10 protein-coding genes are annotated in these 12,388 nt (G+C 71.3%); 6 read left to right on the top strand and 4 right to left on the bottom strand.

The annotated features are described in order from the left end of the window. Window positions 1-8: 8 nt before the first annotated feature. The 3 genes from ABT127_RS22560 to ABT127_RS22550 all read left to right on the top strand — a co-directional run bounded on the left by ABT127_RS22560 (window position 9) and on the right by ABT127_RS22550 (window position 5,174). Window positions 9-1,586, top strand: coding sequence for a serine/threonine-protein kinase (locus tag ABT127_RS22560; protein WP_502971764.1), 1,578 nt, complete (start codon window positions 9-11; stop codon window positions 1,584-1,586). Window positions 1,587-1,722: 136 nt separating this feature from the next. After that, a complete protein-coding gene (locus ABT127_RS22555; protein WP_351452879.1) occupies window positions 1,723-3,357 on the top strand; it encodes a succinic semialdehyde dehydrogenase in 1,635 nt (544 codons plus the stop codon). A gap of 29 nt (window positions 3,358-3,386) precedes the next feature. Further along, a complete protein-coding gene (locus tag ABT127_RS22550; RefSeq protein WP_351452876.1) occupies window positions 3,387-5,174 on the top strand; it encodes a GMC oxidoreductase in 1,788 nt (595 codons plus the stop codon). Window positions 5,175-5,256: 82 nt separating this feature from the next. On the opposite strand, the gene ABT127_RS22545 is transcribed toward ABT127_RS22550, so the two are convergent. Next, window positions 5,257-6,249, bottom strand: coding sequence for an LPXTG cell wall anchor domain-containing protein (locus ABT127_RS22545; RefSeq protein ID WP_351452873.1), 993 nt, complete (start codon window positions 6,247-6,249; stop codon window positions 5,257-5,259). Between the two features lie 264 nt (window positions 6,250-6,513). Here ABT127_RS22545 and ABT127_RS22540 point away from each other — a divergent pair, with 264 nt between their 5' ends. Further along, window positions 6,514-7,224 (top strand): hypothetical protein, encoded by a 711-nt coding sequence (locus ABT127_RS22540; RefSeq protein ID WP_351452871.1) that lies wholly within the window; start codon window positions 6,514-6,516, stop codon window positions 7,222-7,224. A gap of 526 nt (window positions 7,225-7,750) precedes the next feature. Here ABT127_RS22540 and ABT127_RS22535 read toward each other — a convergent pair. Continuing rightward, complete coding sequence (locus ABT127_RS22535; RefSeq protein WP_351452868.1) at window positions 7,751-8,014, bottom strand: chorismate mutase; 264 nt, start codon at window positions 8,012-8,014, stop codon at window positions 7,751-7,753. 340 nt (window positions 8,015-8,354) lie between these two features. Between ABT127_RS22535 and guaA the strand changes: the two genes are divergently transcribed. Beyond that, window positions 8,355-9,935 (top strand): glutamine-hydrolyzing GMP synthase, encoded by a 1,581-nt coding sequence (guaA, locus tag ABT127_RS22530; protein ID WP_351452865.1) that lies wholly within the window; start codon window positions 8,355-8,357, stop codon window positions 9,933-9,935. Window positions 9,936-9,985: 50 nt separating this feature from the next. On the opposite strand, the gene ABT127_RS22525 is transcribed toward guaA, so the two are convergent. Further along, complete coding sequence (locus ABT127_RS22525) at window positions 9,986-10,465, bottom strand: pyridoxamine 5'-phosphate oxidase family protein (protein WP_351452862.1); 480 nt, start codon at window positions 10,463-10,465, stop codon at window positions 9,986-9,988. A 117-nt stretch (window positions 10,466-10,582) separates the two neighbouring features. On the opposite strand from ABT127_RS22525, the gene ABT127_RS22520 reads away from it, so the two are divergent. Next, complete coding sequence (locus tag ABT127_RS22520) at window positions 10,583-11,392, top strand: class II aldolase/adducin family protein (RefSeq protein WP_351452859.1); 810 nt, start codon at window positions 10,583-10,585, stop codon at window positions 11,390-11,392. A gap of 45 nt (window positions 11,393-11,437) precedes the next feature. Here the strand turns inward: ABT127_RS22520 and ABT127_RS22515 are convergent, their stop codons facing one another. Next, window positions 11,438-12,316, bottom strand: coding sequence for a DUF4429 domain-containing protein (locus tag ABT127_RS22515; RefSeq protein ID WP_351452856.1), 879 nt, complete (start codon window positions 12,314-12,316; stop codon window positions 11,438-11,440). Window positions 12,317-12,388: the final 72 nt, after the last annotated feature.

Below are 12,388 nucleotides of genomic sequence, written 5' to 3'. Positions count from 1 at the left end.
CCGGAGGCATGGGCACCGTGTGGCGCGCGGTCGACGAACTCGTCGGCCGCGACGTCGCCGTGAAGCAGCCCCGGCTGCCCGGCGATCCGCACGGCGAGGCCCAGCAGCGCGCCTACGCCCGCCTCCAGCGCGAGGCGCGGGCCGCGGCGGGCGTCGACCATCCGTCGGCGGTCACCGTGCACGACGTCGTCGTCGAGGACCAGCTGCCGTGGATCGTCATGGAGCTGGTGCGCGGCGAGTCGCTGCACGAGCTGCTCGCCCGGGGCCCGCTCGATCCGCCCGAGGCGGCGCGGGTCGGACTCGCGGTGCTCGGCGCGCTGCGCGCCGCGCACGCCAAGGGCATCGTGCACCGCGACGTGAAACCGGCGAACGTGCTGCTCGGCCCGCACGGCCGGGTCGTCCTCACGGACTTCGGCATCGCCCGCATCCAGGGCGAGGAGCCGCTCACGGTCAGCGGCGAGTTCGTCGGCTCGCTGGAGTCGATCGCGCCCGAGCGGATGTCGGGCGACGGCGCGGGTCCGGCGAGCGACCTGTGGTCGCTGGGCGTGCTGCTGTACGCGGCCGTGGAGGGCTGGTCCCCGTTCCGCCGGACGACGCTGGAGTCGACGCTCGCCGCGATCCTCTCCTTCGACCCGCCCGAGCCCGAACGGGCCGGTGCGCTCGGCCCGTTGATCGCCCGGCTGCTCGCCAAGGACCCGGCGCGGCGCCCGGACGCGGCCGAGGCGGCCGGGGAACTGACGGCGGCCCTCGACCCGGCGGCGGCCCGACCGGCGCCCTCCGGGGCCAAGCCCGTGTCCAAGGCCGAACCCGGACCGGAACTCAGGCCAGAACCCCAGCCAGAACTCAGGCCAGAACCCAGACCCGAACCCAGACCCGAACCCAGACCCGGGCCCGAGACCGAGCCCGGAACCGCTCGGAGCGCCGCCCCCGCCAAGTCCCGCCGCACCCCCGCCCTGCTGGCGGCCGCGCTGGCCGGTGCGCTGCTGGTCGGTGGCGGCGTCTGGCTCGGCACCTCGCTCGGCGCGGGCCCCGACGGCAGCGGCACCGAGTACAGCGAGGGGTCCGCGGGGCCGCCCGACGAGCCGTCCGGCAAGAAGGCGTCGGCCTCCCCGTCGGCACGCCTCGCGAAGGGCTGGACCGCGCGCAAGGAGCCCGGACTCCACGCGGTGATCCCCGTCCCGGACAAGCTCACCGACGTCTACCACGACCCCTCCGACGACGGGGTCCATTACACCGACCCCAAGAGCGACGTGACGCTGAGCCTGAAGCGCTGGACCACCGGCACCTCCACGGCGTTGGCCTGGGCGACCGGCGTCGGCGACTCCTACGCGGCGCGCGGCGCCACCGACATCAGCAGGACGGTCACCAGGACCACCTTCCAGGGCATGGACGCAGCCCGCCTCGACGTCACGTACCGGAACGCGAACGACGACACCGTCATGCGCGAGCGGCGCCTCTACGTCGTCGGCGAACAGGGCCGCTACGACCTCGGGGTGAGCATGCCGAAGGACGGCGGGGACGCCGAGAAGCAGGGCGGTGACGTCTATACGAAGGCGTGCGCCGGGCTGCTGCTGGAAAAGAGTTGAGAGGTGATCACCGGCGCCGTCAAAGGCCCTGATCAGCAGCTTTGCTGCCAGTGATCGCTGGCGCGGTGTGTGGGCGCGGTGAAGGGCGATTACCGACGGGTACCCAAAGCGTGCGCCGAGGCTTACGCTCCCCTTCATGACGGAGTCGCAGGCCACCCCAGAGCAGACCGAGACGACCGGGACGACCGGGACGAACCCGATCGCCGCCGCCCCCGAGGGCGCGCGCACGGTCACCGACGTGGTCACCCCCGAGCTGATCGCCCAGCTCACCCGTGACGTGGCCGGCTCGGGCCGCACGGCGAACCACACGCCGTTCACCGGGGAGAAGCTCGCCGACCTGCCCGAGTCGACGCCCGATGACGTGGCGGCGGCCTTCGAGCGGGCCCGCGCGGCGCAGGCCGTCTGGGCGAAGACCCCGGTGCGCCGCCGCGCCGCCGTCCTGCTGCGCTTCCACGACCTGGTCCTCGCCCGCCAGGCCGAGGTGCTCGACCTGATCCAGCTGGAGACCGGCAAGGCCCGGCTGCACGCGCACGAAGAGGTGCAGGCCGTCGCGGTGGCCGCCCGGCACTACGGCCGCAAGGCGCCGGCGTACCTGAAGCCGAAGGGGCACACCGGTGCCGTCCCGACGCTCACCAAGGTGACCGAGCTGCGCCAGCCGCGCGGTGTCGTCGGCCAGATCGCCCCCTGGAACTACCCGCTGGAGCTGTCGGTGGGCGACGCGCTCCCCGCCTTCGTCGCGGGCAACGCGGTGGTGATGAAGCCCGACACGGAGACCTGCCTCACCGCGCTGTGGGCCCGCGACCTCCTCATCGAGGCCGGGCTGCCCGCCGAGGTCTTCCAGGTCGTCCTCGGCGAGGGCCCGGTCGTTGGCCCCGAGCTGGTCAAGCACGCCGACTACGTCTCGTTCACCGGCTCCACCCGCACCGGCCGCGAGGTCGCGCAGGGCGCCGCCGCCCGGCTGGTCGGCGTCTCCCTCGAACTCGGCGGCAAGAACGCCATGCTGGTCCTCAAGGACGCCGACGTGGAGAAGGCCGCGGCCGGCGCGGTGCGCGCCTGCTTCAGTTCCGCGGGCCAGCTCTGCATCTCCATCGAGCGGCTGTACGTCCACGAGTCGATCGCCGACGCGTTCGTCTCCCGTTTCGCCGCCCGCACCAAGGCGATGCGGCTCGGCAAGTCCCTCGCCTACGGCGCCGACATGGGCTCGCTGGTCGGCGAGCGCCAGCTGGAGACCGTGTCCCGGCACGTCGAGGAGGCCGTCGCCAAGGGCGCCACCGTCGTCGCGGGCGGTGTCGCGCGGCCGGACATCGGCCCGTACTTCTTCGAGCCGACCATCCTCGACGGCGTCGAGGCGCCGATGGCGGTCTGCGGCGAGGAGACGTTCGGCCCGGTCGTCTCCATCTACCGGTTCAGCGACGAGGACGAGGTCGTCGCACAGGCCAACGCGACCGCGTACGGCCTGAACTCCTCGGTGTGGACGAAGGACGCGAAGCGCGGCCACGAGGTCGCCGCCCGGCTGCGCACCGGCACGGTCAACATCAACGAGGGCTACGCGCCCGCCTACGGTTCCGTGCAGTCGCCGATGGGCGGCATGAAGGACTCCGGGCTCGGCCGCCGGCACGGCTCCGAGGGAATCCTCAAGTACACCGAGGCGCAGACCGTCGCCCACCAGCGCGTGATGCCGATGGCGCCGTCGTTCGGCATGAGCGACGAGAAGTACGCGGCCTTCATGACGCGCAGCCTCGGCCTGATGAAGAAGTTCCGCCTCAAGTAGACCCGTGTCGTTCGAAGGAGAACGTGTACGTGACTGAGGACGCCTACGACTACGACGTGGTGGTCATCGGCTCCGGTTTCGGTGGCTCGGTGTCGGCCCTGCGGCTGACCGAGAAGGGCTATCGGGTCGGAGTGCTCGAGGCGGGGCGCCGGTTCACTCCCGGCACCCTGCCCAAGAACTCCTGGGACATCAAGAACTATCTCTGGGCGCCCAGGCTCGGCATGTACGGCATCCAGCGCATCCACCTGCTCGGCAACGTGATGGTGCTGGCGGGCGCGGGTGTCGGCGGCGGCTCACTGAACTACGCCAACACCCTCTACGTCCCCCCGAAGCCGTTCTTCGAGGACCCCCAGTGGAAGGACATCACCGACTGGGAGGAGGAGCTGAAGCCGTACTACGAACAGGCGCAGCGCATGCTCGGGGTCCGGCTCAACCCGACGATGACCCCGGCCGACGTGCACCTGAAGGCGGCGGCCCAGTCGATGGGCATCGGCGACACCTTCCACATGGCGCCGGTCGGCGTGTTCTTCGGCGACGGCGACGACGCCGACGCCGACGGGAGCGCGCGGGCCGAGCCCGGCCGGCAGGTCGCGGACCCCTACTTCGGCGGCGCGGGCCCGGCCCGCAAGGCGTGCACCGAGTGCGGCGAGTGCATGACGGGCTGCCGCCACGGCGCGAAGAACACCCTGAACGAGAACTACCTGTACCTCGCCGAGAAGGCGGGCGCGGTGGTCCACCCGATGACGACGGTCGTCTCGGTGACCGACGACTCGCAGGGCGGCTACGCCGTCGCGACCCTCCCCACCGACGACAAGAAGAAGGCGAAGGGGCGGCTCTTCAGGGCCCGCAGGGTCGTCGTCGCGGCCGGTACGTACGGCACCCAGACCCTGCTGCACCGGATGAAGGCGAGCGGCCATCTCCCGTACCTGTCGGCGCGGCTGGGCGAGCTGACCCGTACCAACTCGGAGGCGCTGGTCGGCGCGCAGACCACCGACCGCCGCTACCGCAGGAAGCACGGCGCGGACCGGGTCGACTTCACCCGGGGCGTCGCCATCACGTCCTCGATCCACCCGGACGCGGACACGCACATCGAGCCGGTCCGCTACGGCAGGGGCTCGAACGCGATGGGCGGCATGTCGATCCTCCAGGTCCCGTACGCGGAGGGCTCGTCGAGGGTCGCGGGCTGGCTGGCGAACGTGGTCAAGCACCCGACCCAGACGGCCCGCTCGCTCTCCAACCGCCGCTGGTCGGAGAAGACCATCATCGGCCTCGTCATGCAGTCGCTGGACAACTCGCTGACGACGTACCTGAAGCCGGACGGCGTCGGCAAGGGCCTGCTCACCGCGCGGCAGGGGCACGGCGCCCCCAACCCCGCCCAGATCAGGGCGGCTTCCGAGGGCGCGGCCGCGATCGCCGCGGAGATCAACGGCTTCGCGGGGTCGAACGTCGGCGAGCTGATGGGCACCCCGCTGACCGCCCACTTCCTCGGCGGCTGCCCCATCGGCGACAGTGCCGAGACCGGGGTGATCGACCCCTACCACCGGGTCTACGGCCACCCCGGCATCTCGGTGGTGGACGGCGCCGCGGTCTCCGCCAACCTGGGCGTGAACCCGTCGCTGACCATCACGGCGCAGGCCGAGCGCGCGATGTCGTACTGGCCCAACAAGGGCGAGGAGGACCAGCGCCCGGAGTCCGGCGCGGCGTACGTCCGGCTGTCTCCCGTCGAGCCGAAGAGCCCGGCGGTCCCGGCGGACGCGTTCGGCGCGCTGAAGCTGCCGTTCCTGGGGATACCGGCGGTGCCGCCCAAGCAGCCGTAGCGACGCACACGAAAGGACCCGCATTCCCCTCCGAGTGCGGGTCCTTCCTCATGTCGCGATGCCGTGACGCCTCGCGGGCCGCTTACGACTCGTCGCTCACCTTGCGGCGGCGCACCGAGTAGACGACACCGGCGCCGGCCAGGACGGCGACCCCGCCGACGATGCCCACGGTCGGCAGCATCGAGCTGGAGCCGGTGGAGGCGAGCGAGCCGGCCAGCGGGGTGCTGCTGGACTGCGGCGCCGGGGTGTTGCTCGGCCTGGGCTTCGGCTCGGCCGTGGCCGGCGGGACCTTGCCGGGCTCGGACGACGCGGCCAGGATCTCGAAGTTGTACTCCTGGTCCTCGGGCACGCTGTCCGAGCAGACGCCGTCGGCGTCGACGCTGGTGGCGAAGGCGAACGAGGCGCCGAGCCCGGCCGGCGCCTTCGCGTCGACCGCGATGCGCAACTTGACATCGGCGTGGGCGCGCGGGGCCAGCGGACCGCCGTTGCCGAACGACTCGTGCGTGCTGTCGACGCCGGTGTCGACCCCCCGCCAGGCGCTGCCGTCGTACCACTGGACGTGCAGGTACTGGCTCGTCTCGGTGGCGTCCTCGCCGTCGTACGCGTACGAGAAGGCGATCAGGTCGGCGGACCAGGACACGAAGGCCTCGCCGGTGTAGTTCGAGACGCGGTAGGTGAAGCCGTGCCAGCCGGAGCCCGCCACGATCTTCGAGGGCAGGCCGCGCAGCTCGGCGAGGGTGCCGGGGTCGTCCTCGAAGTCGGTGCACTCGTCGACCGGGTTGCTCGGGGTCTCCTTCGGAGTGCCGCTCGGCGTCTTCGGGGGCGCGACCTGGGCCGGGGTGTTGTCGTCGGCGGCGGGCGTCGTCTCCTCGGCGGCCGGTGTGGTCTCTGCGTCCGAAGAGGGTGTCTCCGCGGCCGGCGTCGACTCGGTGCTCGACGGGTCCGGTGTCGTGGCGGTGGTCTCGGTGGTGGTGCCGGGGGCCTCGTCCGCGAAGGCGCCGGGGGCGGAGAGGAGGGCGATCGGCGCGATGGCGGCGGTCGCGGCCGCCGTCACCAGTGCGCGGCGAAGCTTCATGGGGACCTCGATGGTTATGGCCGTTGGTTCGGCATGTGTGACCAGCGATCCCTGTGAATGGTTGTCCCGGATTTCACAGAATCTTTATGAGAGGCGGATCACGGGGTTGTCATGTCTGCGCCGTACAACCTTTTCGGAGATGTCTGATCGTTACTCGAAGCGGGGCTAAAGGGCTGGCAAATATCGCAGGTGGGGGGCTTTGATTGCGGCTCGGTGCAGGTGCTGCGAGCCCGCACCCAGGAACGCTTGAGGTGGGGAAAGAACGTGAAGTCAGAGCTGGGACGGATGCTGGCCGGTGTGTGTGCGGTGGCGGCCCTCGCCACCACGGCGGCGTGCGGTTCGGGTGGGGGTGACGACGCGAAGGGTGACGGCGGCAAGCCGGCGGCCGCGGCGTCGAAGGCGGAGACTGCCGGACTGAAGGCGCTGACCGAGGCGGAGTTGACGCAGGCCGTCCTCACCAAGGGGGACGTCAAGGGGTACCGGGTCGGAAAGACGCCCGACGCCGAGATCCCGGACGTGAGCGTGCCCGCGAAGCCCGCCTCGTGCCAGGCGATCGCCGACATGATGCTGCTCGGCACCGAGCCGGACGCCAAGGCCCGTGTCTCCCGGTCGCTGTCGAACCTGAAGGCGACCGACGCCACGTTGATCCGGGTCGGGCTGCTCGCGCAGCCGGAGGCCGACGCCAAGAAGGTCGTCGCGGACCTGCGTACGCAGAGCGAGAAGTGCGCGTCGTTCGAGCACACCGACTACCAGTACACGAAGGTCGAGCCCCTCAAGGCTCCCGCCGTCGGCGACGAGGCGGTCGCGTACTCGATGACCGCGAAGATCGAGGGCGACGAGATCCCGGCGACGTACACCGTCGTGCGCAGCGGTTCGACGCTGGCGGTCTTCTACGGGGCGAACCTGCTGAGCGCGAAGCAGGCCAAGGTGCCCGAGGGCATGATCGAGGCGCAGGTCGCCAAGCTGGAGCGGTGACCGGAGCGGTGACCAGGAGGAAGTGAGAGTGCGGGGCCCCGCAGGAAAGGTCTGCGGGGCCCCGCACTGTCGGCTCCGACGTCAGGGCAGCGCCGGTGCCGAGGGAGCGGCGCCGGGGGGAGGTGCGCCGCAGGTCTCGGGTGGATCTCTGGGGGGTGTGATGCGGTGTCGATCAGTGGTGCGGGCCGGGCAGGGGACCGACGTGCGGGCGTGGGGAGGTCCTGCGCGTCGTGCTCGGGCTGAGGTCTGTGGGGAAGTGGGAAGGGAGGCCGACCGGCCCCGGGCGTCCCCGGGACCGGCCGTTCTCTTGGGTGACCGGGCTGCTGTCCCCTGCCGTCCGGTCACTGTCACTGAAGCGAGGTCCCACGACGTACGGCATGGCCGTGACGTCTCATCGCTCCAGCGGAGCCACGCGTGGTTCGAGCGGCCCGCCCCTGGCTGGCACGGACATCGGGACCAACGAAGCCCGTGTGCCCGGGGTCACGCGCCGTACGGGTGAGTGCGGAACCGAACTGGGATACGGGTCTCAGATCTTGCCGCGACTCAGCTCCAGCAGGGTCATGGCGAGCGCGGTGCCGGGCCGGCCCAGCGCCTCCCGGTAGCGGCCGAGGATCTCCATCTCGCGGGAGAGGTTCACCCGCCGCCCGCCCGAGGTGATCCGGGCCTCCTGGACGACGGCGGAGACCGCCATCCGTTCCTGGACTAGCCCGATGATCCGGTCGTCCAGCGCGTCGATGCGCTCGCGGGCGCCGGAGATGATCTCGGTGGTGGTGTCGTGGATGGCGGTCATGGTCGGGGCTCCAGTCTCGGTGAGGTCAGTGATGTCCCCGGACCGACAGTCCCCGCAAACGCCAGGCGCCCCGGGCCTTGTCGGCCCGGGGCGCCTGGGAAGTCGCTTGTCAGTGGCTCAAGCAGCACGACCATGGCATCCGGCGGGCCGGCTGCCATAGGTAAAGACGAAGGTCGTCGTGAGCGTGAACATGAGGCCGAGTATAACGCGCCGCAATCAAGCCCCTCCGGCGCTTGAGGAGCGGGGTCCGGGGCGGGAGCCCCGTGGCCTGAGGAACAGCTGACCCGAACCGGTAGAATCACCGGTACCGACCCCCCGTAAAGCCGCCGGAAGGCAACCCGTGTCATCAGCGACCACCGCTGCCGCCGCCCCCGACACCGTCCTGGTCGTCGACTTCGGCGCGCAGTACGCCCAGCTCATCGCCCGCCGCGTCCGTGAGGCCCGGGTCTACAGCGAGATCGTTCCCTCGACCATGCCGGTCGCGGAGATGCTCGCCAAGAACCCGGCGGCGATCATCCTCTCCGGCGGCCCCTCGTCGGTCTACGCGGAGGGCGCCCCGAGCCTGGACCGCGCGCTCTTCGACGCGGGCGTCCCCGTCTTCGGCATGTGCTACGGCTTCCAGCTGATGGCGACGGCCCTCGGCGGCACCGTCGACGACAACGGCGCCCGTGAGTACGGCCGCACCCCGCTCACCGTCTCCAAGACCGACTCGACGCTCTTCGAGGGCACCCCGGCCGAGCAGCCCGTGTGGATGTCGCACGGCGACGCCTGCTCCGCCGCCCCCGAGGGCTTCACCGTCACCGCGTCCACCGACGTCGTCCCGGTCGCCGCCTTCGAGAACGACGAGAAGAAGCTGTACGGGGTCCAGTACCACCCCGAGGTCATGCACTCCACGCACGGCCAGCAGGTCCTGGAGCACTTCCTCTACCGCGGCGCGGGCCTCAAGCCCGACTGGACGACCGGCAACGTGATCGAGGAGCAGGTCGCCGCGATCCGCGCCCAGGTCGGCGACAAGCGCGCCATCTGCGGTCTGTCCGGCGGTGTCGACTCCGCGGTCGCCGCGGCCCTGGTCCAGAAGGCCATCGGCTCCCAGCTGACCTGCGTGTACGTCGACCACGGCCTGATGCGCAAGGGCGAGACCGAGCAGGTCGAGAAGGACTTCGTCGCCGCCACCGGCGCGAACCTGAAGGTCGTCGACGCCAGCGAGCGCTTCCTCAACGCCCTCGCCGGAGTCTCCGACCCGGAGACCAAGCGCAAGATCATCGGCCGCGAGTTCATCCGCGTCTTCGAGCAGGCCCAGCTGGAGATCCTCCAGGAGGACGGCCCCGAGGTCGCCTTCCTCGTGCAGGGCACGCTCTACCCGGACGTCGTCGAGTCCGGCGGCGGCACCGGCACGGCGAACATCAAGTCGCACCACAACGTCGGCGGGCTGCCCGACGACATTGAGTTCGAGCTCGTCGAGCCGCTGCGCCAGCTGTTCAAGGACGAGGTCCGCGCGGTCGGCGCCGAGCTGGGCCTGCCGGACGAGATCGTCCAGCGCCAGCCCTTCCCGGGCCCGGGCCTCGGCATCCGGATCATCGGCGAGGTCACCAAGGACCGGCTCGACCTCCTCCGCGAGGCCGACGCCATCGCCCGCGAGGAGCTGACCGCGGCCGGCCTGGACCGCGAGATCTGGCAGTGCCCGGTGGTCCTGCTCGCGGACGTCCGCTCGGTCGGCGTCCAGGGCGACGGCCGCACCTACGGCCACCCGGTCGTGCTGCGCCCGGTCTCGTCCGAGGACGCCATGACGGCGGACTGGACGCGGATGCCGTACGAGACGCTCGCGAAGATCTCGACCCGCATCACGAACGAGGTCGCGGACGTCAACCGCGTCGTGCTCGACGTGACGTCGAAGCCGCCGGGCACCATCGAGTGGGAGTAGTCCCCACGGTCGTGTGAGCGTGCCGCCCACCTCTCGGTGGGCGGCATTTCTCATGTCCGCTTCATGGTCCGCAGGCCGCCGCCCGGCGTCCACACCTCCACCACCAGATACGTGTCGTCCTGGACGTACGTCCGGGTCACCTCGGTCACCTCGACCCGGAACAGGTGGAACGACGACGGGTCGGGGACCGCCACCTGCCCGGTGTACCGGGAGACCGTCGGCTCGTCCTCGACGAGCAGCGCGCGCCCCGAGATCCGAACGTCACCGCCGCCCATGGTCGTGCCCTCGCCCGGGTTCGCCTGCACCGCGCACCGGGGATCGCGCAGCAGGTCCAGCGCCTTGAGCGACCCAGGCATCATGCCGAGCCACAACTCGCCGTCCAGAAAACGGACTTCGAGGCCCGAGGTGCGTGGCGAGCCGTCCTTGCGCAGGGTCGCGAGGACATGGTGGGTGAAGGCGCCGAAGCGCTCCTCCACGGTCGTGGCGAGATCGGGTTCGGCGGTCGAGAAAGCTGCCCAGTTCGACGTCATGCGCCGAGTCTGCCGCGTATACCCGACATCTTCTGTCGGATATCGGGGGCGACCCGCCGCATTCTCTTCACAGCCCGGCCCTGTCGCCTTCGAGGTCACGGAGGTACCTTCCGCTGCATGTCGACGCAGAACTCCGGGCCCGTGCCCGCCCCCGCCCCGATACCGACGGACCAGCTGCACTTCGCCATGCCGCCGGTGCACACGAGCGCCGCCGACGAACGGCGGCACCGCAAGGAGCGGCTCGCGGGCGCGCTGCGGATCTTCGGGCGGCTCGGTTACGAGGACGGGGTGTCGGGCCACATCACCGCCCGCGACCCGGAGTTCGACGACTGCTACTGGGTCAATCCGTTCGGGGTGCCGCTGCGGCACGTCACCGTCGGCGACCTGGTCCTGGCCAACGGCGAGGGGCAGGTCGTGGAGGGCCGCCACCACGTCAACCAGGCGGCCTTCACCGTGCACGCCGAGGTGCACCGCGCCCGGCCGGAGCTGGTCGCCGTCGCGCACTGCCACTCCACGTACGGGCGGGCCCTGTCCGCACTCGGCGAGCTGATCGAGCCGATCACCCAGGAGGCGTGCGCCTTCTACGAGGATCACGCGCTGCTCGACGAGTACACGGGCGTCTCCGTCGACGCCGGGGAGGGCAAGCGGATCGCTGTCGCGCTCGGCGGCTTCAAGGCGCTGGTGCTGCGCAATCACGGGCTGCTGACCGTCGGGGACTCGGTGGACGCGGCCGCCTGGTGGTTCATCGCGCTGGAACGGTGCTGCGAGGTGCAGCTGGCCGCGCGGGCGGCCGGGCGGCCCGTGCTCATCGATCGCCGCCAGGCCGTGGAGACCCGGGACCGGACGGGCGGTGACCTTGTCGCCTGGATCAATTACCAGAGCCTGTGGCAGGACATCAGCCGCAGTGAGCCGGAACTGTTGGGGTAGTACGTCGGCTGCGCGACCAGCCACGACGGTGGCGCGCGTAAAGACTCAGCGGAAATCCCGGAGCACGACCTGCTTGGTCAGGGCGAACTCGTCGGCCGTCAGCACCCCTTCCCGGTGCAGGTCACCCAGCTCGCGCAGCCGGCGCAGCAGCACGTCATGATCGGCCCGCACCCCACCCGCCACCCCCGGCAGGGCCCCGCGGGGCGCCGAAGGGTGCGGGAGCCGGGCGGTGACCGCCGCCGCGACGAGCGCCGTCAGCAGGTCCTTGCGGGCGTTGCCCCACAGATCGAGGGCGTACGGGTCCTTCTCCGGCGGGAGCCTCGCGTGCGGGACCGTGTCCGTGGCGCTCTTCGTGACGAAGCGCAGGAACCCGTCCTCGTAGCCGGAGTTGGGCAGCCAGTCGACCCCGTCGAGGTCGTCGAGGGCGATGATCCGCGGGCCCGTCGCCCGCTTCACCCGGTCCGAGGTGTCGCTCCAGTCGATGCGGACCCGGCTGCCGTCGAAGGAGACCATGCCGTCGCTGGAGCGGACCGAGACCGGTACGGCGGGACCCGGCACGAGGTACGACTCGGCGGGCCCGTCCGGGAGTTGTTCGAGCAGCAGTGTCTGCCGGATCTCCTCGGCGAGATACTCGGCGACGCCGGACCGGTCGGTGTCGACGGCGAGGCGGTAGGGGTCCGCGGCCTCCGGGAGACGGCCGCCCGTGGCCTGGAGGAGCGGGTCGGCGGCCTCGCGCAGGGTGAGGCGGAGCCGGCCGCGGCGCCGCTCCGGCTCGTAGGAGACCCCCGCGACGGCCGTCAGCGGCACGTCGATCTCGCCGTACGTCTGCCGCAGCAGCGCCACGCTGCGGTGCAGACCCGGGGTGATGCGGACCGTGGTTCCGTCGAAGGCCCAGGTTCCGTCACGCTGGATGATCTCGGCCATACGGAAATTCTCGCAGTGTCGTCAACACTTCGGTCAATGCGGGCGAAAGCCGTTCAGTCTCCAGGGGTGGAC

This window comes from Streptomyces sp. NPDC001904, from assembly GCF_040297005.1.
Classification (GTDB): Bacteria; Actinomycetota; Actinomycetes; order Streptomycetales; family Streptomycetaceae; genus Streptomyces.
Note: the sequence above shows the minus strand (reverse complement) of the source record. Positions and strands in the feature narration are given on the sequence as shown.